General features: G+C 70.4%; 22 protein-coding genes and 1 tRNA gene. 9 read left to right on the forward strand and 14 right to left on the reverse strand.

All coding sequences use genetic code 11. From position 1 onward, the window contains the following. Positions 1-3 precede the first annotated feature (3 nt). Positions 4-1374 (reverse strand): cystathionine beta-synthase, encoded by a 1371-nt coding sequence (locus HEB94_RS42390; RefSeq protein ID WP_192755062.1) that lies wholly within the window; start codon positions 1372-1374, stop codon positions 4-6. 168 nt (positions 1375-1542) lie between these two features. On the opposite strand from HEB94_RS42390, the gene HEB94_RS42395 reads away from it, so the two are divergent. The 7 genes from HEB94_RS42395 to HEB94_RS42425 all read left to right on the forward strand — a co-directional run bounded on the left by HEB94_RS42395 (position 1543) and on the right by HEB94_RS42425 (position 7171). Further along, entirely contained in the window at positions 1543-2538 is a 996-nt protein-coding gene (locus HEB94_RS42395; RefSeq protein WP_192755063.1) for a GDSL-type esterase/lipase family protein, read from the forward strand. 182 nt (positions 2539-2720) lie between these two features. Further along, complete coding sequence (locus tag HEB94_RS42400; protein WP_192755064.1) at positions 2721-3221, forward strand: nitroreductase family deazaflavin-dependent oxidoreductase; 501 nt, start codon at positions 2721-2723, stop codon at positions 3219-3221. 160 nt (positions 3222-3381) lie between these two features. Further along, entirely contained in the window at positions 3382-4494 is a 1113-nt protein-coding gene (locus tag HEB94_RS42405; RefSeq protein WP_192755065.1) for a radical SAM protein, read from the forward strand. A 49-nt stretch (positions 4495-4543) separates the two neighbouring features. Continuing rightward, positions 4544-5776 (forward strand): acetyl-CoA C-acetyltransferase, encoded by a 1233-nt coding sequence (locus HEB94_RS42410; protein WP_192755066.1) that lies wholly within the window; start codon positions 4544-4546, stop codon positions 5774-5776. A gap of 79 nt (positions 5777-5855) precedes the next feature. Then, entirely contained in the window at positions 5856-6329 is a 474-nt protein-coding gene (locus tag HEB94_RS42415) for a PPOX class F420-dependent oxidoreductase (RefSeq protein WP_192755067.1), read from the forward strand. Between the two features lie 185 nt (positions 6330-6514). After that, on the forward strand, positions 6515-6745 hold the full coding sequence (locus HEB94_RS42420) for a DUF4287 domain-containing protein (protein WP_192755068.1): 231 nt from the start codon (positions 6515-6517) through the stop codon (positions 6743-6745). 15 nt (positions 6746-6760) lie between these two features. Next, positions 6761-7171: a PPOX class F420-dependent oxidoreductase gene (locus HEB94_RS42425; protein ID WP_192755069.1), complete on the forward strand. Its 411-nt coding sequence runs from the start codon at positions 6761-6763 to the stop codon at positions 7169-7171. A 74-nt stretch (positions 7172-7245) separates the two neighbouring features. On the opposite strand, the gene HEB94_RS42430 is transcribed toward HEB94_RS42425, so the two are convergent. Next, entirely contained in the window at positions 7246-8052 is an 807-nt protein-coding gene (locus HEB94_RS42430) for a Bax inhibitor-1/YccA family protein (RefSeq protein ID WP_192755070.1), read from the reverse strand. A 303-nt stretch (positions 8053-8355) separates the two neighbouring features. Here HEB94_RS42430 and HEB94_RS42435 point away from each other — a divergent pair, with 303 nt between their 5' ends. Beyond that, the gene (locus HEB94_RS42435) at positions 8356-9321 is read left to right on the forward strand and encodes a zinc-binding dehydrogenase (protein WP_192755071.1); all 966 of its coding nucleotides are present in this window, start codon (positions 8356-8358) and stop codon (positions 9319-9321) included. A 70-nt stretch (positions 9322-9391) separates the two neighbouring features. On the opposite strand, the gene katG is transcribed toward HEB94_RS42435, so the two are convergent. The 5 genes from katG to HEB94_RS42460 all read right to left on the reverse strand — a co-directional run bounded on the left by katG (position 9392) and on the right by HEB94_RS42460 (position 15248). Beyond that, positions 9392-11581 (reverse strand): catalase/peroxidase HPI, encoded by a 2190-nt coding sequence (gene katG / locus HEB94_RS42440; RefSeq protein ID WP_337918360.1) that lies wholly within the window; start codon positions 11579-11581, stop codon positions 9392-9394. Positions 11582-11701: 120 nt separating this feature from the next. Beyond that, on the reverse strand, positions 11702-12118 hold the full coding sequence (locus HEB94_RS42445) for a Fur family transcriptional regulator (RefSeq protein WP_238363093.1): 417 nt from the start codon (positions 12116-12118) through the stop codon (positions 11702-11704). A 232-nt stretch (positions 12119-12350) separates the two neighbouring features. Next, positions 12351-12428: transfer RNA gene (locus HEB94_RS42450), tRNA-Leu, on the reverse strand. A gap of 29 nt (positions 12429-12457) precedes the next feature. Then, on the reverse strand, positions 12458-13744 hold the full coding sequence (locus tag HEB94_RS42455; protein ID WP_202896839.1) for a class I SAM-dependent methyltransferase: 1287 nt from the start codon (positions 13742-13744) through the stop codon (positions 12458-12460). A gap of 127 nt (positions 13745-13871) precedes the next feature. Continuing rightward, entirely contained in the window at positions 13872-15248 is a 1377-nt protein-coding gene (locus HEB94_RS42460) for an FAD-dependent oxidoreductase (protein WP_192755075.1), read from the reverse strand. A 133-nt stretch (positions 15249-15381) separates the two neighbouring features. Between HEB94_RS42460 and HEB94_RS42465 the strand changes: the two genes are divergently transcribed. Then, positions 15382-16053: a hypothetical protein gene (locus HEB94_RS42465; RefSeq protein ID WP_192755076.1), complete on the forward strand. Its 672-nt coding sequence runs from the start codon at positions 15382-15384 to the stop codon at positions 16051-16053. On the opposite strand, the gene HEB94_RS42470 is transcribed toward HEB94_RS42465, so the two are convergent. The 7 genes from HEB94_RS42470 to HEB94_RS42500 form a co-directional block, all read right to left on the reverse strand. Next, on the reverse strand, positions 16047-16919 hold the full coding sequence (locus tag HEB94_RS42470) for a uracil-DNA glycosylase (protein ID WP_192755077.1): 873 nt from the start codon (positions 16917-16919) through the stop codon (positions 16047-16049). The genes HEB94_RS42465 and HEB94_RS42470 overlap by 7 nt on opposite strands. Beyond that, a complete protein-coding gene (locus HEB94_RS42475; RefSeq protein WP_192755078.1) occupies positions 16916-17875 on the reverse strand; it encodes a Ppx/GppA phosphatase family protein in 960 nt (319 codons plus the stop codon). Before HEB94_RS42475 ends, HEB94_RS42470 begins: the two co-directional genes overlap by 4 nt. 77 nt (positions 17876-17952) lie before the next feature. Beyond that, positions 17953-18477: a DUF501 domain-containing protein gene (locus tag HEB94_RS42480; protein WP_202896840.1), complete on the reverse strand. Its 525-nt coding sequence runs from the start codon at positions 18475-18477 to the stop codon at positions 17953-17955. Positions 18478-18497: 20 nt separating this feature from the next. Next, positions 18498-19202 carry an FtsB family cell division protein gene (locus tag HEB94_RS42485; RefSeq protein WP_337918361.1) on the reverse strand — a complete coding sequence of 235 codons (705 nt, stop codon included), beginning with the start codon at positions 19200-19202 and terminating at the stop codon, positions 18498-18500. A gap of 101 nt (positions 19203-19303) precedes the next feature. Further along, a complete protein-coding gene (gene eno, locus HEB94_RS42490) occupies positions 19304-20599 on the reverse strand; it encodes a phosphopyruvate hydratase (protein WP_192755081.1) in 1296 nt (431 codons plus the stop codon). A 92-nt stretch (positions 20600-20691) separates the two neighbouring features. Next, entirely contained in the window at positions 20692-21702 is a 1011-nt protein-coding gene (locus tag HEB94_RS42495; RefSeq protein ID WP_192755082.1) for a MazG family protein, read from the reverse strand. A gap of 26 nt (positions 21703-21728) precedes the next feature. Further along, on the reverse strand, positions 21729-22346 hold the full coding sequence (locus tag HEB94_RS42500) for a SurA N-terminal domain-containing protein (protein WP_192755083.1): 618 nt from the start codon (positions 22344-22346) through the stop codon (positions 21729-21731). Positions 22347-22532 lie beyond the last annotated feature (186 nt).

Genomic DNA, 22532 nt, shown 5'->3' on the forward strand with positions numbered 1-22532 from the left:
GGGTTACATCCCCGCCGCGAGGTGGGCGAGCAGGTCCTGCCGAGTGAGCACCCCCACCGGCTTGCCGTCGTCGAGGACGAGCAGCGCGTCGGCCGTCTCCAGGCGGCGGACCGCGGCGGCGACGGGTTCACCGGCACCGACCGACGGCAGCGGCGGAGACATGTGCTGCTCGACCCGGTCGGCGAGTCGCGCATGGCCGGAGTACAACGCCTCGAGCAGGTGGCGTTCGTGGACGGCGCCCGCGACCTCGGCGGCCATCACCGGAGGCTCGGCGCGGACGACCGGCATCTGCGACACGGCGTACTCGCGCAGAATGTCGATCGCCTCCGCGATCGTCTCGTTGGGGTGGGTGTGCACGAGCGAGGGCAGGGTGCCGCTCTTGCGCCGGAGGACCTCCCCGACGGTCTCGGTGCTCTCGCCGCTGAGGAAGCCGTAGTGGGTGAGCCAGGCGTCGTCGAACACCTTGGACAGATAGCCGCGTCCCCCGTCGGGCAGCAGGACGACGACCACGGCGTCCTCGCCCGCCTCGCGCGCGACCTGCGCGGCCGCGACGGCGGCCATGCCGGACGAGCCGCCGACGAGCAGCGCCTCCTCGCGGGCCAGCCGGCGCGTCATCGAGAACGAGTCGTGGTCGGACACCGCGATGATGCGGTCGCAGACCGACTGGTCGTACGTCGTCGGCCAGAAGTCCTCACCGACGCCCTCGACGAGGTAGGGACGACCGGTGCCGCCGGAGTAGACGGAGCCCTCCGGGTCGGCGCCGACGATCTGGACCCGCCCGCCGGAGACCCCTTTGAGGTAACGCCCGACACCGCTGATCGTGCCGCCGGTGCCGATGCCCGCGACGAAATGGGTGATCCGTCCCTCGGTCTGATCCCAGATCTCCGGACCGGTCTGCTCGTAGTGGGACAAGGGGTTGTTGACGTTGGAGTACTGGTCCGGCTTCCACGCGCCGTCCCGCTCCTTCACCAACCGGTCGGAGACGGAGTAGTAGGAGTCGGGGTGCTCCGGGGGTACGGCGGTGGGGCAGACGACGACCTCGGCACCGTAGGCCGTGAGGACGTTGCGCTTGTCCTCACTCACCTTGTCGGGGCAGACGAAGACGCAGTGGTAGCCCTTCTCCTGCGCGACGATGGCGAGGCCGACGCCTGTGTTGCCGCTGGTCGGCTCGACGATCGTGCCGCCAGGGGCGAGGGCGCCCTCGCGTTCGGCGGCCTCCACCATGCGGAGAGCGATCCGGTCCTTCACACTGCCGCCGGGGTTGAAGTACTCCACCTTCGCGAGCAGGAGTCCTCGGACACCCTCGACGGACCGGGCCAACCGGACCAACGGGGTGTTGCCGACCAGGGACAACAGCGACTCGTGATACTGCACGAAAGAACTCTAGGTGAGGGGCGAGCGCAACGGTATGCCCGCGCCGTGCGAGTCTGGGGAGTCGACGCCGTACGCCACTCGTCGGCGCGGCGTGATCCCACGGAGGTCCCGGGTAACCATCCCGTCCGCCCCACGACCAGGTAGGTAGCGAACTCGAAGGAGATCCTGGTGGGTAAGGCTCGCGCTGCTCGGAAACTGGCGGCCGCCGCGGCACTCGGCGGTGGCGGTGCCGGGCTGCTCGGCGGCACACTCGTCGCCATCCTCTTCGCGGAGGCGATCCTCGCCAAACGCACGATCGGTGAACCAGCCGGACAGGCACCCGTCGCGGACGGGCTCTACGGCGAGGGTCCCGGCGAACCCATCTCCTTCGTCGTCCTCGGCGACTCCACCGCCTGCGGCCTCGGCGTCGACAGCGCCGACGAGACGCCCGGCGGGCTGCTCGCGGCGGGGCTCGCCGCACTGTCGGGGCGACCGGTGCGGCTCAGCGTCGCCGCGATCTCCGGTGCGGAGACCCAGCACCTGGACGACCAGGTCGACCAGGTACTCATGGCCGAACCCGACGTCGCCCTGGTCATCATCGGCGCGAACGACGTGACCCACCGGACCCTGCCCACCGACTCCGTACGCCTGCTCGTCCAGGGCGTCCGGCGGTTGCGTGAGGCGAGCTGCGAGGTCGTCGTCGGTACGTGTCCCGATCTCGGTACGGTCGAGCCGCTTGCCTTCCCGCTCCGCCAGCTCGCTCGCGTCTGGAGCCGCCGGCTCGCCGCGGCGCAGACGATCGCCGTCGTCGAGACCGGTGCCCGTACCGTCTCGCTCGGATCGCTGCTCGGCCCGGAGTTCGCCGCCGCGCCGCACGAACTGTTCGGCCCCGACCGGTTCCATCCCTCGGCCGCGGGATACGCCAGCGCCGCGGTGGCGCTGCTCCCGTCCCTCGCCGCCGCGATCGGTTACTGGCCGGAGGAGGAGGACGCCGACGTTCCCCTCGGCGAGGGCCAGATCCTGCCGATCTCCTACGCCGCCGTCCGCGCCGCCAAGTCCTCCGGTACGGAGGTCGCCGGCACCGACGTCGCGGGGCACGAGCGCGGCCCACGCGGGCGCTGGGCGCTGTTGCGCCGGCACGGTCGCCGTGAGGTCGCCCTTCCCGACCAGCTCTCCGCCGGATGAGCCGGACATCGGGTACGGCCGGCCGCTGTCCACATCCGCTTGACATCTGGCGATCAGTGCTGCCATGTCCGCCGCCGGCGACCTCTCGGGATGAAGCCGGACCGCCAGGTTGTTGCACGCAACGCGGGTGGCAGTGGCCTCACACTGCGGTCCGCTGGTCCGTCCGCGGAAGGGATGACTGGATGAGTACGTACGACAAGCCGACCGACAGCCCCGAGGGCTGGGTGGCCGAACACACGAAGCAGTACCTCGAGTCCAACGGTGAGGAAGGCCACATCTGGCGGAACGACGCGCCCACGCTGCTCCTCACCACCATCGGGCGTCGCAGCGGCCAGGCCCGTCGCACCCCGTTGATCTACGGCCGGGACGGGGCCAACTACCTGATCGTCGCGTCCAAGGGCGGCGCACCGACGTCGCCCCTGTGGTACTCCAACCTGGAGGCCAACCCGGAGGTGCGGATCCAGGTCGGCGGCGACCAGATCACCGCGCGGGCACGGGACGCGAGTCCGGAGGAGCGCCCGCGCCTGTGGAGCATCATGAGCGCGATCTGGCCCGACTACGACAACTACCAGACGAAGACGGACCGGCAGATTCCGCTCGTCGTACTCGAGCCACAGGGCGAAGGTAATTCCGTTGACCCGCCGGGCGCACCGCGAGAGAGTGTCCGGCATGTGACGTCATGACCGGCCCTCGTCGACCGGTCGCACCAGACCCCGCCGACGTCAGCCGCCCGCATGGAAGGGCGGCTGCTCGGTGGTGGCGTGGCGTTCCCCGCTCGCATGAGAGCCGACTCCGCCAGTCCGAGTCCGCCCGCCGCTCACCACGTCAGGGAGCCCGTCCGATGTGTATGTACACGTGTATCCGAATCCTCCACCGGGGACTCGGTATGCCCGCCTCCAGGAGTTCCTCGTCCATGCCGGGGAGCCTCCCTACCGCCTGAGGCAGCTTCTCCGCGGCGTTCACGACCGCGGCGTCGGCGAGTTCGCCGAACTCACCGAGTTGCCCGTCCGCCTGCGCCGCCTGCTCGCGGCCGAGTTCGGTCCGACCCTGACGACGCTCTCACCCGTCGCGAGCCAGCACGGCCCGCAGGTGGAGAAGGTCCTCTTCGAGAGCAGGCAGGGCGCCCGGATCGAGACGGTCCTCGCGAAGTACCGCGCCCACTGGACGTCGCTGTGCGTCTCGACGCAGGTCGGCTGCGGCCTCGGATGTACGTTCTGCGCCTCCGGTGCCGTCGGGCTGGTCCGCAACCTCGACGCCGACGAGATCTGCGACCAGGTACTCCACTTCGCGCCGGTCGACAGCATCGCGTTCATGGGGATGGGCGAGGCGCTCGCGAACCCGCACACGTTCCCGGCGCTCGAACTGCTCACCGGCGGGGACTTCCACGCGATCGGTCCGCGGCGGCTCACGGTGTCAACCGTGGGTTTCGCGCCGGGAATGCGTCGTCTGGTCGCGGAGCATCCGCAGGTCAACCTGACCTTGTCGGTGCACTCGCCCTACGACGAGGAGCGGGCAGAGCTGATCCCGTTGCAGAACCGTTTCTCGCTCGCCGAGTGTCTCGGCATCCTGGACGACCACGTGGTCGCGAGCCGGCGCAAGGTCTATCTCGCGTACCTCCTGATCGACGGGATCAACGACTCCGCCGCGCACGCCCGGGCGCTCGCGGCACTGGTGCGGGAGAGCCGGCGACCCGGGCTGTTCCACGTCAGCGTGATCCCCTACAACGACGCGGCCGGGGTGAGCGAGAGGTTCCGGCGGCCGCCGCCGGCGGTGGTCGCCGACTTCCTCGCGACCCTGCGCTCGCGCGGGATCCGGGCGAGCCGGCGGCAGCAGTTCGGGGGCGACCTCGACGCCGCGTGCGGCCAACTGCACGCCCGCTACCTGTCCGGCCAGTCTGGCGAGACGGCTACCCGAGCACCGGGCCGGCGTACTAGCCTCGACATTACCGAGGGGTAACCCGAGCGGTCGCGAGACCGGCGACCAGGCCGGTCACGAGGGAGGACCCATGTCCGAGGCAACCGACGCCGTCATCGTCGCCACCGCGCGGACCCCGATCGGACGGGCGTTCAAGGGTTCCCTGAAGGATGTCCGACCCGACGACCTCGCGGCGTTCGCGGTCGACGCGGCACTCATGAAGGTGCCCCAACTCGACCGGACGGAGATCGACGACCTCTACCTCGGCTGCGCCGAGCCCCGCGACGAGCACGGCGCCAACATGGCCCGCAGGGTCGCCGTGCAACTCGGCCTGGACTCGGTGCCCGCGGTGACGGTCAACCGCTTCTGCGCCTCCAGCGTGCAGACGGCCCGGATGGCGTTCCACGCGATCAGGGCGGGCGAGGGCGACGTCTTCGTCTCCGCGGGCGTCGAGTGCGTCTCGCGGTACGTCGGCTTCGGCAGCGCCGGCGTCGACCCGGCGCAGACGCACAATCCGCTGTTCGCCGACGCCGGGGTCAGGACCACGAAGTACGCCGAGACCAACGAGGTCTGGCACGACCCCCGCGCGGACGGCCTGCTCCCCGACGTCTACGTCGCGATGGGCCAGACGGCCGAGAACGTCGCGACCGCGCGTGGGGTGAGCCGGGCGATCCAGGACGAGTTCGGCGTGCGGTCCCAGAACCTCGCGGAGGAGGCGATCCGGAGCGGTTTCTTCGCCCGTGAGATCACGCCGTACCCGCTCCCGAACGGCACCGTGGTCGAGGCCGACGACGGTCCGCGACCCGGCACCACCCTGGACCGGGTCGCCACGCTCGACCCGGTGTTCCGGCCGGCCGGGACGGTCACCGCCGGCAACTGCTGTCCCCTCAACGACGGCGCCGCCGCGGTCGTGATCATGAGCGCCGAGAAGGCCCGCCGGCTCGGTGTCACCCCGCTGGCCCGCATCGTCGCGACCGCCGCGTCCGCGCTCTCCCCCGAGATCATGGGCCTGGGCCCGGTCGAGGCGAGCCGGCGAGCCGTGGCCCGCGCGGGCATGACCATCGACGACGTCGACCTGGTGGAGATCAACGAGGCGTTCGCCGCCCAGGTGATCCCCTCCGCCGAGGATCTCGGCATCGCCTGGGACAAGCTCAACGTCCACGGCGGGGCGATCGCGCTCGGTCACCCGTTCGGGATGACCGGCGCCCGGATCATGACCACCCTGGTGAACGGCCTCGCGACCCGCGACCAGGAGATCGGCCTGGAGACGATGTGCGTCGGCGGCGGCCAGGGCATGGCCGTCATCCTCGAGCGGCTGTCCTGACACCACCGCCGTCCTGAGACCACCGCCGTCCTGACACCACGAACGGTCTGAAACGGGCGGCCTGAATAGGCTGGCCGTCATGAGCCCATCGATCGCCACCGCCGACCGTATCGACCACGCCGCGCTGCTGGAGTTCCTCCGGACCCGGCACCAGGGCGTGCTCGTCACCACTCGACGCGACGGCCGTCCGCAGATCTCGCCCGTCACGCTCGGGCTGAACCGGGACAACCGCATCGTCATCTCGACCTATCCCGAGCGGGCCAAGGCCGTCAACGCCCGCCGTGAGCCCAGCGTCAGCCTCTGCGTCATGTCCGAGGGCTGGAGCGACCCTTACATCCAGGTGGACGGGACCGCCCGCGTCATCGACCTGCCCGAGGCCATGGAGGGGCTGGTCGAGTACTTCCGGTGCATCAGCGGCGAACACCCCGACTGGGACGAGTACCGCGCCGCGATGACCCGCCAGGGCAAGTGCGTGATCGAGGTCGACATCGAGCGCTGGGGGCCCCTCGCCCGCGGCGGCTTTCCGGCCCGACTGGTCGACTCCGACTCCTGACCCGGAGGCAACCGACTCCTGACCGGTAGGTGAACGCCGGCCGCCTACCGGATGAGGAAATCTACCGATCGTGAGGGAGTTCTCCTTTGTCGCCACGAGGCGTGCGAGGGGTTGTGTCGGGCCAGAACCTCAGGCAGGCTCAGGTCATGGACCGAAACTGACCCCCAGTTCTCCGGGAGGCCGTCATGGCTCTGCACCACTCCGAAGAGACCCATCAGAACCTCGTCGCCCGTCTCGTGGACGCGACCGGGCGAGATCTCCCCGAGTGGATCAGAACTCTCGAAGACGGACCGTCGTTCCTTCGGTTCGAAGATCGCGTCAGGTGGCTCCGTGACGAATACGGCATCGCACACGGACACGCCACCGCGATCGTCCATGAGCAGGACCTTCGCCGCGCGCAGCGCAACCTCGGCTGAGGTTCCACCCGCTGCATGAACGTCGACGAAGCGCGCGCCTTCCTCCGCGAGCACCACCAGGCTGTGCTCGGCACCCTCCGCAAGGACGGTCTGCCGCAACTGTCGCCGGTCCTGGTCGGTGTCGACGACGAGGGATACGCCGTCGTCAGCACCCGCGAACCCGCCTACAAGGTTCGCAACGTACGCCGCGATCCCCGTGCGACGCTCTGTGTGTTCACCGATCGGTTCTACGGTGCGTGGCTGCAGGTCGAGGGCACGGCCAGCGTTCTCTCGCTGCCGGATGCGATGGAGCCGCTGGTCGACTACTACCGCCAGGTCGCAGGCGAGCATTCCGACTGGGACGGCTACCGCGCCGCGATGGAGCGGGAACGCCGCTGCCTGCTTCGGGTGCGGTTCGACCGGGTGGGACCGACGGTCTCCGGCTGAGCCGAGAGGGCAGACATGGCGAGGGCCGCCCGAGCAGTGCTCGGGCGGCCCTCGCCGTCTTTGTCCGTGCAGGCTCAGTCGCCGCCGCGCAGGATCGCGAGGATCCGGAGCAGCTCGATGTAGAGCCAGACCAGCGTCACCGTCAGACCGAACGCCGCGAACCACGCGTCCTTGCTCGGCGCGCCGGCGGCGATGCCCTGGTCGACGTAGTCGAAGTCGAGCATCAGGTTGAAGCAGGCGAGGGCCACCCCGATGATCGCGAAGACCAGGCCGAGGCCGCCCAGGCCGCTCGCGCCGAAGCTGGCGCCGAACAGGCCGAGCACGAAGTTGACCATCACCAGCAGGAAGAAGCCGAGGGTGGCCGCGACGACGAACCGCTTGAACTTCGCGGTCACCCGGATGACCTTGAACTTGTACATCGCGAGCATGGCGGCCGAGGCGCACATCGTGCCGAGTACGGCCTGCATCACGATGCCGTCGTCACCGGCGTAGGCCGAGAGCACCTTGCTCGCCAGCCCGACGAAGACACCTTCGACCGCGGCGTAGATCAAGATGATGGCCGGGTTGGTCACGTGCTTGAGCCCGATGACGAAGCCCAGGCCCATGCCGACGAGCGCGGCGCCGATCAGCAGCCCGAAGTGGGACGCCTGGACCGGACCGCTGAGGTACCACGTGGCAGCGGCCACGACGATCAACGTGCCGAGCGTCATCGCCGTGCGCGCGACCACGTCGTCGAGGGTCATCCGGTCGCGGCTGGCCGGACCGGCGTACGACGGCGCTTCGTACATCTCGCGCAGCTGTTCGCTGCTCATGCTCGAAGCGGAGTATCCGGCCGACTGGAACGCGTCGCGGCGCCGGAACACCGGGTTCTTGCTCTGCATCCTGTGTCCTCCTCCGCCTACGGCGGATCAGATGGGCTCAGCTGGTGCTCAAACTGCTGCTCAAACCGTGCGCAAAGTAGTGCTCGACTGCTTGGTCAGCCTGCTGCTCAGGTGGTGCGGTGATGATCTTGACAGGACGGTCATCGATCGTGCCCGTAATGGTAATGAATTGGCAAAGCACTTGTCGCCACTTGAGGGGCGATTGTGACCATGACCGGTGCAACGCGCCCCGACCGACGCCGAGTTCCGTTGACCTCAACGGTGGTTGAGGTTGCAGGCTGGTCCCCAGCGGAAAGGGGAGCCATGCGCGCGGTGTGGTTGAAGGAGTTCGGTGGACCTGAGGTACTCGTGGCGGGCGACGCGCCGGAGCCGGTGCCCCGGGCGGGTCAGGTCCTGATCGAGGTGGCGTTCGCCAACATCACCTTTGTCGAGACGCAGCATCGTGCCGGCGGCACCGGCCCCTTCGTCGCGCAGCTCCCGATGATCCTCGGCAACGGCGTCGGCGGGGTGGTCAGGGCCGTGGGGCCGGGCGCCGACGAAGCGTTGGCGGGCAGGCGCGTGATCAGCGGTACCGGAGGTTCCGGTGGTTACGCGGAGTGGGTCGCCGTCGACGCCGCCGCGACGTACCAGGTGCCGGACGCCGTACGCCTCGACACCGCCGTCGCGCTGCTGGCCGACGGGCGTACGGCGACGATGCTGCTCCGGGCGGCCTCACCAGACCCCGGCGAGCGGGTGCTGGTCGAGGCGGCCGCCGGCGGGGTGGGCAGCCTGCTGGTCCAGCTGGCGAAGGCTGCCGGCGCGCAGGTCGTCGCCGCGGCGGGCGGGACGCGCAAGACGGGGCTGGCCCGTGACCTCGGCGCCGACGTGACGGTCGACTACCGGGAGCCGGACTGGACCGAGCGGGTACGCGCCGCGGTCGGCGAGGTGAACGTCGTCTTCGACGGCGTGGGCGGCGTGATCGGCCGGTCGGCGTTCGACCTGCTTGGCCGCGGTGGGCGGATGGTCACCTTCGGGCTCGCCAGCGGCGCCTGGACAGACGTTCCGGACGAGACCGCCGCGGCACGTGGTGTGACGGTGGTCCGGCCCCGGCCCACGCCGGACGAACTACGGGCCTGCACCGAGAGCGCGCTGGCGCAGGCGGCGGCCGGAGCGTTGCGTCCGGTCATCGGGCAACGGTTCCCGCTGGAGCGGGCGGCCGACGCGCATGCCGCCATCGAGTCCCGCGCGACGGTGGGCAAGACCCTGCTGGTGGTACGGGCGGACCAGTGACGGATGTCCGGGTCGGCCGACGTGCGGCCGACCCGGACACCGGGTTCAGACGATCGGAGTCAGATCTGGCTCAGGCGATGTCGTACCGGTCGAGGTTCATGACCTTGACCCACGCGGCCACGAAGTCCTGAACGAACTTCTCCTTCGCCTCGTCGGTCGCGTAGACCTCCGAGATGCCTCGGAGCTGGGAGTTCGAGCCGAAGACGAGATCGACGGGGCTGGCGGTCCACCTGACCTCACCGGTGGAGCGGTCCCGACCCTCGTAGACGTTCTCCGCCGACGCGGACACCTTCCACTCGGTGGCCATGTCGAGCAGGTTGACGAAGAAGTCGTTCGTCAACGTCTCGGGCCGGTCGGTGAAGACGCCGTGTCGGGTCTGCCCGAAGTTGGCGTTGAGCGCCCGCAGGCCACCGACCAGCACCGTCATCTCCGGAGCGGACAGCATCAACATGCTCGCCCGGTCCAGCAGCAGGACCTCCGCCGGCAGCTTCTGCCCGGCGCGCAGGTAGTTACGGAACCCGTCGGCAGCCGGTTCGAGGACCTCGAACGACTCCACGTCGGTCTGCTCCTGCGAAGCGTCCGTACGACCCGGCACGAACGGAACCGTGATGTCGTGCCCGGCGTTCTTCGCCGCCTGCTCGACCCCAGCGGCCCCGCCCAGAACGATCAGGTCGGCGAGTGAGACCTTCTTCCCGCCGGCCTGCGCGCTGTTGAAGTCCTGCTGGACCTGTTCGAGGGTCTGCAGCACCTTGGCCAGCTCGGCCGGGTTGTTGACCTCCCAGTCCTTCTGCGGCTCCAGGCGAATCCGGGCTCCGTTCGCCCCACCACGCTTGTCGGTGCCACGGAAGCTCGCCGCGGCCGCCCAGGCGGTGGAGACCAGCTGGGAGACGGACAGCCCCGACGCGAGGATCTTGGCCTTGAGGGCGGCGACGTCCGCCTCCGAGACGAGTTCGTGGTCGACCGCCGGAACCGGGTCCTGCCACAGCTGAGCCTCCGGAACCCACGGACCGAGGTAACGCGAGACCGGGCCCATGTCACGGTGCAACAGCTTGTACCAGGCCTTGGCGAACGCCAGGGCGAACTCCTCGGGGTTGTCCAGGAACCGGCGCGAGACCCGCTCGTAGGCCGGGTCGAACCGCAGGGCGAGGTCGGTGGTCAACATCGTCGGACGGTGCTTCTTCGACGAGTCGTGCGCGTCCGGAACCGACTCCTCGGCGCCCTTCGCGACCCACTGGTGCGCCCCTGCCGGGCTCTTCGTGAGCTCCCACTCGTAGCCGAAGAGGTTCTGGAAGAAGCCCATGCTCCACTTGGTCGGCGTGCTGGTCCAGATGACCTCGAGGCCGCTGGTGATCGTGTCCGCGCCCTTGCCGGTGCCGTAGGTGTTCCGCCAGCCGAGGCCCTGCTCCTCCAGCGGGGAGGCCTCCGGCTCCGGGCCGACGTTGTCCGCGGAAGCCGCGCCGTGGGTCTTGCCGAAGGAGTGACCGCCGGCGATCAGCGCCACCGTCTCCTCGTCGTTCATCGCCATGCGCGCGAACGTCTCGCGGATGTCCCTGGCGGCGGCCAGCGGATCCGGAACGCCGTTGGGCCCCTCCGGGTTCACGTAGATCAGGCCCATCTGCACGGCGCCGAGCGGACCGGAGAGTTCCCGGTCACCGCTGTAGCGCTCGTCACCGAGCCAGGTGTCCTCCGACCCCCAGAAGATCTCCTCGGGCGCCCAGATGTCCTCGCGACCGAAAGCGAAGCCGAACGTCTTGAACCCCATGGACTCCAGGGCACAGTTGCCGGCGAACACCAGCAGGTCGGCCCAGGAGATCTTCTGACCGTACTTCTGCTTGACCGGCCAGAGCAGCCGGCGCGCCTTGTCCAGGCTCGCGTTGTCGGGCCAGCTGTTGAGGGGGGCGAAGCGCTGGGCACCGGCGCCGGCTCCACCGCGGCCGTCGGCGATGCGGTACGTGCCCGCGGAGTGCCAACTCATCCGGATGAACAACGGCCCGTAGTGGCCGTAGTCAGCCGGCCACCAGTCCTGCGAGGTCGTCATCACCTCGACGACGTCCTGCTTCAGCGCCTCGAGGTCGAGGGTCTTGAACTCCTCGGAGTAGTCGAAGCCCGCGCCCAGCGGGTTGGACCGGGGCGAGTGCTGGTGGAGAACCTGCAGGTTCAGCTGATTCGGCCACCAGTCCTCGTTCGTCCTGGGCCGAGTCGACTTGGGAGTCGGGGAGGGAATTGCTGGGTTCTCGCTCTCGCTACCGTGGTCAGACACGTCTGGTCCTTCTCCCGTCTCGCTGTTTGCCACTGTTGGCTGGTCGGTCTTGCGTCGGTTGGTCTGTGGGGAGCAGGGGCTTGGGTTGCCCTGCCGGCATGGAGTGCTTGGTGTCCGCGATCAGATCTCGGCCCGGGCGGTTTCTGAGGCGACGCAGTCCGGACATCGGCCCCAGTAGATGACCTCGGCCTCGTCGATGACGTAGCCCGAGTCGTCGACGGCGGTCAGGCAGGGAGTTTCGCCGACCGCGCAGTCGACGTCGGCGATGGCACCGCAGGACCGACAGACGACGTGGTGGTGGTTGTCCCCCACCCGGGCCTCGTAGCGCGCCACGGAGCCCAGCGGCTGGATGCGCCGCACCAGGCCCGCGGTGGTCAGCGCCCGCAGGACGTCGTAGACGGCCTGGTGGGAAACCTCACCGAGATCCGCACGCACGGTGCCGATGATCGAGTCCGTGTCGGCGTGCGGATGGTCGTGCACCGCGGCCAGCACCGCTATCCGGGGACGCGTCACACGCAGGGCCGCCCCGCGCAACATGCGCTCGTAGTCCGAAGTCGTGGACACACGAGGAAGTCTGGCCCATTTTCTGGAATCAATCAAGTTGAGTGAGCACGGCGCGGACATCTCGGAGTCGGCCCGTCGCCTGGCTCCCACCAGCGGCCGGCCCGACCGAGATCATCGAGGGTCGGCAGGATCAGCGAAACGATCAAGAAGACGAACAAGGCGCCTGGACCAACCCGCGTCCGGCGCCTGCGTGGATGTATCTACGTGCCCCCGGTGGGACTCGAACCCACAAATCTGACACCCATTTTAAGTGGGCCGCCTCGACCAGTTGGGCTACGGGGGCTCCGCGACAACTCGTCGCCGCGCACCACATTAGGGCATGCCCAGGTGCCATTCGGATCTGTCGAGCGGCAGTGCTGCGCGGCCGTCGGTGTGGGTACGAACGGCCAACACCTGATGGGCCGCGATCCGCGCGTTCTCGAACGCCAGGGCCGAGACGGCGAGGTAGAGCAGCCAGACCCGGGCCCGCCCCGGTGAGGTCTGGCGTAACCACGGCTCCCACGCGCCCTCCAGGTTGGTCACCCAGGTCCGAAGGGTGCGGGCGTAGTGCTCGCGCATCGCCTCCAGGTCGCGCACCTCCAGCCCGGCGTCCTCGAGGATGTCCACGATCCGCCCGAGGGTCAGGAGTTCGGCGCCAGGAAAGACGTAGGCGTCCAGGAACGACCGTTCTCGCGCCAACGGCTCGCCCCTGCGGCTGATCTGGTGCAGCAGCAGTCGACCGCCCGGCCGGAGGAACCCGCACAGGCGCCGCGCCTGGTCGGCGAGCCGGCCCTCCCCCACGTAGTCGGCGACCCCGTTCGCCGTGATCGCGTCGTAGGGGTCGACCTCGAGGTCGCGCCAGTCGGCGACCCGGAACTCCACCCGCGCGGCGACCCCGGCGTCGAAGGCACGCTTCGTCGCGATCTCGGCCTGCTCCGCGGAGGACGTGATGCCGGTCCCGCTCACGCCGTAGCGCTCGGCGGCGTGCAGCAGGAAGGTCCCCCACGCGCAGCCGACGTCGAGCACCCGCATGCCTTCCGTCAACCCCAGCTTGCGACAGGCGAGGTCCAGGGCCGCCCGCTGCGCGTCGTCGAGGGTGGCGGCCGGCGTGGTCCAGTAGCCCGCGCTCGGCACCAGCGTGTCGCCGAAGACCCGGGCCAGCAGACCCGTGCTCACCGGGGTGTCGTGGGCGCCGCTGAGCTCCTTGTCGCGACCGAGCGCATGCCGGCGTTCGGCTCCGGTGATCTCCTCCGCCGGCGGCTTGGGCGCCGGGCCGACCGCACCGAGATAGACCGCGGCGCGCATCAGCTCACTGCGGTCGGCGGCGGTCAGTTCGGGCTGGCGACCGATCGAGCGGCCGAACGGCGCGAGCTGGTCCAACGCGGGGAGGATCGGGCCGTCGACGTCGACCTCCCCGGCCACGAACGACCTGGCCAGACCGAGTTCGTCAGGACGCCACAGCAACCGGCGAACGGCGCGCCGGGAGTGGACCCGCACCACGGGCGCGTCGGCGGGCCCGGCCACGGACCCGTCCCAAGCGTGGATCCGGACCGGCGCCTCCAGTCCGAACAGCCGGAGCAGAACGTCGTGCAGACGCTCGGCGACAACCGGACCAGGCACGACCACCCCCATCTTCCGTACCCGTCTTCGCTGTTGCTTCTACCCGTGTTCTACCCGTCGTGTACCGGCCGGCCACCGGTGGCCTGTCACATCGACCGCCGGTGGCGTGCGCGCGAGCCGCGGGCTGTCAGTTACCGCCCGTACCGAGGCGTTGGGGTTCGCGGTCCTCGGGCGCGGCCGGCGGCACCTGGCGGGGCAGCGCGCTGCGCTCGAACTCCTCGCGCGGGCGCTGCAGGCTGCCCAGGGAGACGATCTCACGGTGGAAGAACAACCGGAGCGTCCAGTCGGCGACGATCCTGGTCTTCCGGTTGAACGTCGGCATCCGGCTGACGTGGTAGGTGCGGTGCATGAACCACGCGAGCCAGCCCTTGAGCTTGATCCCGTAGACCTGAGCGACGCCCTTGTGCAGGCCGAGGCTCGCGACCGAGCCGACGTGCTTGTGCCGGTAGTCCTGCAGCAGTTTGCCCCGCAGGGACCGGGCGACGTTGTCGCCGAGGACCTTCGCCTGCCGGACGGCGTGCTGCGCGGACGGGCTGGTCAGCGCTCCTGGCGGACCGGTCAGGTCGGGAACGGCGGCGCTGTCTCCAGCCGCCCAGGCGTGCTCGACGCCGACGACCCGCAGGTCGGGCTCGGTCCGCACCCGGCCCTGCTTGTCGCGGGGCAGGTCGGTCTCGGCGAGCACCGGGTTGGCCTTCACCCCGGCCGTCCACACGATCGTGTCGGACTCGAAGCTGGAGCCGTCGGAGAGGATGACCTTCCCGTCGACGCAGGACTCGAGCAGGGTGCCGAGCTTCACGTCGATGCCACGCTCGCGCAGGGCGCGGACGGTGTAGCGGCCCATGTCCTCCCCCACCTCGGGCAGGATCCGGTCGGCCGCCTCGACGAGCACCCAGCGCATGTCCTCCGGGCGCACGTTCTCGTAGTAGCGGCAGGCGTAGCGGGCCATGTCTTCGAGTTCGGCGAGCGCCTCGACGCCGGCGTAGCCGCCTCCGACGAACACGAACGACAACGCGCGCTGGCGGACTGCCTCACTGGTCGTCGACTCCGCGACGTCGAGCCGGTCCAGCACGTGGTTGCGCAGCTGGATCGCCTCCTCGACCTGCTTGAACCCGATGCCGTGCTGGGCGAGCCCCGGGATCGGCAGGGTGCGGGCGACCGAGCCGAGCGCGACGACCAGTTCGTCGTAGCCCAGGTCGTACACGTCCCCGGCGCGGGGTTCGATGCGGGCTGTCCGGTTCGCGTGGTCGACCGAGACGATCCGGCCGGTGATGACCTTGACCCGCGGCAGGACGGCGCGCAGGGACACGACGACGTGCCGGGGCTCGAGGTTTCCGGCGGCGGCCTCGGGCAGGAACGGCTGGTAGGTCATGTAGGAGCGAGGGTCGACGATCGTGATCGTCACCTCGCCACGCTTGAGTTCCTTACGGAGAGCTTTCTGCAACCGGAAGGCGGTGTACATACCGACATAGCCGCCTCCGGCGATCAGGACGTGCCTTGTGTTCACGTCCGTTCACCTCCTCGCTCAGGAGTAACGCTAGTCGCTCGTGAATCATTTCACAAGCATTCGGAGTCTCACGTTCGGAAGCTCACAAACAAGCTCTCCAGCCTCTAAGCTCGAAGGAACGCGGGAGGGAGCCGTGGGCGCGATCATCGCTGTCATCGTCATCGCCCTCGTCGTCGCGCTGGTAGCGCTGACGGTCCCAATGGTCGTGCTTGCCCAGCGCCGCGAGCAGCGCCGGCTCGAGGATCTCGCCGCCTGGGCGAACTCGATCGGTTGGACCGCCTACGCCGGAAGTGTCGAGGTGCCCTGGACGGCCCGACTTCCCGGAGCCAACCCCCGAGGCGTGCGGTGTCTGTTCACCGGGATCCACCGGGAGCTGCCGGTCAGCGTCGCTGAATACACCTACCAGAGCACTCACACGACCTATGTGAACGGACAGTCGCAGGTCACGACCGACACCCATGATTTCGTCGCTTGCGTCGTACATCTCCCCTACACCTACCCGGGGATCGAGGTCTCGAGCCGCGGGTCCGGCTCGCGGATGTGGCGCTGGCTCAACGGACCCGACCATACCGAGGTCGGGATCGACGAGTTCGACAAGGAGTTCCGGGTCCGCAGCACCCACCCAGAGACCGTGCGCAGCGTGATCGGTCCCGCCCTGGTCCGTACGCACCTCGCCGGGATGGCACCGAACTGGAGCCTGCACGGCTCCGATCTCGTCGTCTACTGGCAGGGACGGATGGAACCTGCCCGCGTGCTGCCCGCGCTCGACTCCGTGATCCGCATCGCGAACCTGCTCGGTCACTGACTCGAGCTGGCGCGGAGTCCGGCGTAGGACGCGGCGCGGGCGAACACCGCGTCCAGCATCGACTCGGTGAGCTTGCCGGTGAAGGTGTTCTGCTGACTCGGATGGTAGGAACCGACCAGCAGGATCTCCGGCAGCTCCCGCCCCTCCCGTGCGGCGAGCACCACCTCGGCGCCGTGCCCGAACTTCGGCCGCGGCCGGGGAACGGCGTAGCCGAGGGCGGCGAGCGTGCGCAGGGTGGAGTCCCACGCGTAGGAGCCGAGCGCCACCGCCGCGCGCACCGTCGAGGAACACAGTTCCCACTCCCGGACGAGCCACGGGAAACAGGTGTCCCGCTCGGTCGGCACCGGCTTGTTGGCCGGGGGCGCGCAGCGCACCGGGGCGACGACCCGAAGGCCCAGCAGCCGCTGCCCGTCACCCGCGTGGACGCTCGTCCTCGTCCGCGCCAGGCCGAGCCGGTGCAACGAGGCGAACAGCCAGTCGCCAGAACGGTCACCGGTGAAGATCCGCCCGGTCCGGTTGCCGCCGTTCGCCGCGGGTGCGAGTCCGACGACGAGCAGCCGCGGCGCGGGATCACCCCAGCCAGGCACCGGCCGGCCCCAGTACGGCTCCTCCGCGAACGCACGCCTGGGCTCCCGCGCCACCTGCTCGCGCCACGCCACCAACCTCGGGCAGGCGCGGCACACCGACTGGCGGGCGACGAGCTCGTCGAGGTCCCTCGCGGCGGCGGCGAGCGCCGCCACCTGCTCGGCGTCGTGGGCGACCGGAGTGTCCGGGCTCGCCGGGTCGTCCGGCCAGCCGGTGCCCGGCGGGACCGGACTCGGATACGGCGTCCCGGTCACCGGGTGCGGCCGGTCGGGCGTGGTCATCTCAGGGCCCGTGCGTAGGCGCTGAGCGCGATCCCGTCGAGGATGTCGTGCTCGCTCACGACGATCTCCGCGAGGGCGAGATACGGGGCGACCCGGGCGAGGATCCGGTCCAGGATCAGCGCGCCGGCCCCGATCACGTCGACCCGACCAGGGTGCATGAACGGCAGCGCCGCCCGAGCGTCGTGGTCCATCGTGAGGAGGCGCCCGGTCGCCGCATGGACGTCGGGTGCGGGAATCCGCGCGTGGTGGATGCGGGTCGGGTCGTACGTCGGCAGGTCGAGCGCCGTCGCGGCGACCGTCGTCACCGTGCCGGCGAGGCCGACCAGGGTGCGGGCCCGCTCCAACGGGACGCTCGCGGCGGCCTTGTCGAGCTGGCGGTCGACCTCCGCCAGGGCCGTCTCGATCTGGTCGGGGCTCGGCGGATCGCCCGGCAGGCAGCGTTCGGTCAGGCGTACGCACCCCAGGTCGACGGACACGGCCGCCTCCGGCGCTTCGCCACCCAGGACGAACTCGGTGGAGCCGCCACCGATGTCGATGACGAGGTACGGCGTGGCGAGGCGGTGCCGGGCCAGTTCCCGGGTCGAGCCCGCGAAGGAGAGCTGGGCCTCCTCCTGTCCGGTGATCACCTCGGGCTCCACGCCGAGGATCTCCCGGACCCCGGCGACGAACTCGTCCCGGTTCTCGGCGTCACGCGAGGCGGAGGTGGCCACGAACCGGACCTGTTCGGCACCGAGTTCGGCGATCCGCGCGGCGTAGGTCCGGCTGGCGTCGAACGTCCGGCGCAGCGCCTCTGGCGCGAGGCGACCGGTCCGGTCGACGCCCTGCCCGAGACGCACGACCTCGAGGCGCCGGTCGAGGTCGACCAGGCGCTCGTGACCGGTGGCCGGATCGGCGGTGATGTCAGCGACCAGCAGCCGGATCGAGTTCGTGCCGCAGTCGATCGCCGCTACCCGCATCTGGAACTCCCCTCACCTCAACCGACCGTCCGACCGTATTGCATCCGAACCCGAATCCCCCGCAGGACCGGATCGCGTCAGGACGGATCGATCTCGACGCAGGGCCCCCCGGCGCCCCAGTCGGGCAGCAGCGCCAGGGCCTCGTCGCCCAGCGGGTTGACGCCCGGGCCCGCGGCGAGGGAGTGCGCCACGAGCGCGTGCAGGCACTTCACCCGCTCAGGCATGCCGCCGGCGGAGACACCGGCGATCTCGGGCACGTGCCCGAGCTTCTCGCGCTGGGCGAGGTAGTGCTCGTGCGCCCGCTGGTAGGCGGTCGCGAGGTCGGGGTCGGTCTGCAGCCGCCCCGTCCACTCCCGCATCAGGCCGCTCGCCTCCAGCCGGCCGATCTCGGCGGCGAGGCGCGGACAGGTGAGGTAGAACGTCGTCGGGAACGGCGTACCGTCGGGCAGCCGGGGTTCGGTCTCCACCACGTCGGGCAGGCCACAGCCGCAGCGGTGGGCGACCTGGCGTACGCCACGCGCCGGGCGGCCGAGCTGGGCGCTGACCGCGGCGAGATCGGCCGGCTCGGGCCCGGTCGTCGATCCGGTCGTCGGTCCTGTCATCGGTCCTGCCGTCTGTTCTGTCATCGGTTCTGCCCCGGGGAGGGCGTGGACTCCGGGTCGATGGTGGCCGCGGGCTTGGGACGCTTCGGCGTGGACGTGGGCTTCGGCGGCTTGTTGGCCTCCTCGACACTGCCCCACAGGCTGCTCCACCAGGCCCGTTGTGCGGGGCCCTGCTCGGTCGCACCGGTCGAACCGCCCGCGACCGGCGGCGTGGCGGACTTGCCGGTGCCGCCGACCACGACGTAGCCGGTCTCGCCGGGCATCACCCACCCGAAGCGTTCGCGGGCCTGGGCCTCGACGTAGGCGGGGTCCTTCCAGCGGCCGAGTTCCTTCTCCAGCTCGGCAACGCGCTCACTGCGCTGCGAGGCCTCCGCCCGCAGGTCGGCGATCCGGCCGCGCTGTTCGGCCCACGCGCGCAGGCTGGAGGCGTAGGAGATCACCAGCGCGGCGATCACCAACGCGAGGATGGCGGCGCGGCCGGTGATGCCGTTACGGCGACGCCGGTTGGCCTCCGGCGTTCGAGCGGCGCTACCGGGACGGCCGGACGAGGAGTTCGCCGCCTGTGCAGGGCGGCGCGCACCGGAGGTGGGCGAGGCGGTCGTACGGCGGGTGGCGGGGCCGGCACCGGCCCGGGACCCGCGCCCAGGGGTGGCCGGTTTGGCGCGGCCACGACCCCGACCGGGACCCGCCGGCCGGGCGTTACGGCCACCTCGCGCGTCGTTCACCAGACCTCCCCCGGCCCTGTCCCGGTCGTTGGGTCCGGGACCCCGGTGTGACATCGGGGTCCCGGACCCGCGTTCGGCATCCGGGCGTCAGGCCCGGCCGCTCAGCCCAGCTCGGGCTGGAAACGCGGGAACGCGCCGCGTCCGGCGTACCGGGCCGCGTCGTCGAGCTCTTCCTCGATGCGGAGCAGCTGGTTGTACTTCGCCACCCGCTCGCTCCGTGCGGGCGCACCCGTCTTGATCTGGCCGGCGTTCGTGGCGACGACGAGGTCGGCGATCGTGGTGTCCTCGGTCTCACCGGAACGGTGGCTGATCATCGTACGGAACCCGGCCCGGTGTGCGAGCTCGACCGCGTCGAGCGTCTCGGTCAGGGTGCCGATCTGGTTGAGCTTGATGAGCACCGCGTTGGCCGAGGCCTCGGCAATGCCGCGGGCGATCCGCTCCGGGTTGGTGACGAACAGGTCGTCGCCGACCAGCTGGACCTTCGCACCGACGGTCGAGGTGAGTCCGGCCCAGCCGCTCCAGTCGTCCTCGGCCAGCGGGTCCTCCAGCGAGACCAGCGGGTAGGACGCGATCAGCTCACCGTAGTAGGCGGCCATCTCCTCCGAGGACTTCTCCCCGCCCTCGAACCGGTAACGGTCGGAGGCGGCGTCGTAGAACTCGGTCGCGGCCGCGTCGAGCGCCACCGCCACGTCGGCGCCGAAGCGCAGGCCCGCCTTCTCGACGGCGGTCGCGATCAGGTCGAGGGCCGCGCGGTTGGACGGGAGGTTCGGCGCGAAGCCGCCCTCGTCACCGAGCCCTGTCGACAGGCCCTGCGACTTCAGCACCGACTTGAGCGCCTGGTAGGTCTCCGCTCCCCAGCGGAGCGCCTCGGAGAAGGTCGCCGCGCCGATCGGAGCGATCATGAACTCCTGGAAGTCGACGTCGTTGTCGGCGTGCGCACCTCCGTTGACGATGTTGAGCATCGGCACCGGCAGCAGGTGGGAGTTCGGCCCGCCGATGTAGCGGAAGAGCGGCAGGTCGGCGGAGTCGGCGGCGGCCCTGGCGACCGCGAGCGAGACGCCGAGCAGGGCGTTGGCGCCGAGCTTGCCCTTGTTGGGGGTGCCGTCCAGGTCGATCAACCGGGCGTCGATCAGTCGCTGCTCGCTCGCCTCGTAGCCGACGAGCTCGGGTGCGATCACGTCCAGAACGCCGCTCACGGCGGTGAGGACACCCTTGCCGCCGTAACGCTTGTCGTCACCGTCGCGCAGCTCGACCGCCTCGAAGGCGCCGGTCGAGGCGCCGGAGGGCACGTCGGCGCGAGCGATGGTGCCGTCGTCGAGTCCAACCTCGACCTCGACGGTGGGATTACCGCGCGAATCCAGAATTTCGCGTGCGGTGACGGCCTCGATCGTTGCCACGAGCTCCTCCAAGACAACCTGAACAATCCTGAATCAATGTCGTGCCGAGCCTAGCCGCGCAATGCGAACGGTCGGAGAACCGACCCGCGAACCTACCGCTCCGCGGCCTGAACGGCCGCGATGTAGCGGCGACACGCGTCACGCAGCGCCTGCTCCGGGTCGACGTCCGCGGCCCGGGCGACGTCGACGAGGGCGAGCAGGGCGTCGCCCACCTGCTCGGCGTCCGGCCGCTCCGGCAGGGCGCGCGCCGAAGCGATCTCGACGTGGACGCCGGCCCGGGTCGTCCGACTCAGCAGCTTGTCGGCGAGGGTCAGGCCGGGCAGGGCGAGCGGAACCCCCTCGACGGCCGACGTACGCCGTTTCTCCTCCGCCTTCAGCGCGTCCCAGACGTTCTCGACCTCCGCCGAGGTGGCCTCGGGGGAGACGTCCGGGCCGAACACGTGCGGATTACGGCGGATGAGCTTCTCGACAAGATCACCGGTCACGTCGTCGATCGTGAACGGCGTGTCGGGGTTCTCCTCCGCCAGGCGGGCGTGGAAGACCACCTGGAACAGCAGGTCGCCGAGCTCCTCACGCAGGTGTTCCTGTTCGCCGGTCTCGATCGCCTCGACCGTCTCGTAGGACTCCTCGACGAGGTAGCGCACGAGGGAGCGGTGGGTCTGGTCCCGCACCCAGGGGCACCGCGCCCGGAGCTGGTCCATCACGGAGACGAGGTCGAGCAGCCGGGCCCCGGGCAGGTCGTAGGACGCGGGCACCACCTCGAGCTCGGGCAGTCCGGACATCCCGGCCTCGGCCCGGCGAGCGAGCACCTGGCCGAGCGCCCGGCCGAGGGCGGGGTCGCCGTCGTCGGCCGCGAGCCAGACGACGCTCTCGCCGGCGTCGGCGGCGTCCAGGAGCAGCAGGGCCAGCTCACCGGAGGTGGGCGTCGTCTGGACCGTCTCCACCGCGACACCGGCAGCCTCGATCGACGGGCGCTGCGGATGGTCGACGTCGCCGGTGAGCACGCGGTCGGCGCCGCGCAGCAGCTCCCACGCCGGCCAGGCCAGCAGCCCGGGGGCGACCCGGGGGCTGGTCAGGAGCAGGGTGACGTGGCCTGCGGTCACAGCGGTCAGGAGCGGTGCTCAGACTCTCAGGGAGCCTGCGGGGCGGGTACGGCGGCCGGCGCCGAGGAGGGCGTGGACTTGACCAGCTGGCCGTCGGGCCGCAGCGTCGTACCGGACCACGTGCCGTAGCGCGGGTTGACCTGGACGCCGATCTCCTTGGCGGCCGCGGTCATCCGCTGACCGACCAACTGGTCGGCCTTCGCCTGGTCCTGCTGGCTGGCTGGCGCCCGGCCGAGGAGCTTCGTGCTCAGAGTGCGGCGGATCACCACGTACCGGGCGAAGCCGTCCACCATGTCGGGAGGAAGCACGACCTGCTGGGCCGTCATCTCGGCCCGCACCTTGTCGACGTCGGCCTGGGTGGCTGTGACGCCCTCGCGCCGCCCGGCCACGACGATCACCTGGTCGTCGATCAACTGCTGCAGCAGCTCGCCCTGCAACTGGGTCGACTCGGCGTCGCCCAGGTCGGTCCGGCCAGCTTTCGCGAGGATGTCCTTCGACTGCTTCTGCAGGTAACTGACCGAGATGGTCTCGTCGCCGACCTTCGCGGCCGAACCTGGGTTGGACACCGAACCGCATCCGGTCAGCCCCAGTCCGGCGACCAGTGCGACAGCGGCGATTCCGGCGGCGTGCCTTCGACCGACCACGGGACCTCTTCCTCTGGGTTCCTCTGGTTCCTAGGCTTTTCTGGCTCCTGCGGGCACCAGCCTCGTCGGACCTGATCGTACGCAGCGCCGCTCGGCCGAAGGCCTGAGGGGTCGGGGCCGGTGGAGGCCAGGTGACCGCGCGCGACGATCACCCGATCCGCCGATCTTCGCGGGTGCGCGACGCCG

Origin of the sequence: Actinopolymorpha pittospori, assembly GCF_014873875.1 — a bacterium.
GTDB classification, from domain to species: domain Bacteria; phylum Actinomycetota; class Actinomycetes; order Propionibacteriales; family Actinopolymorphaceae; genus Actinopolymorpha; species Actinopolymorpha pittospori.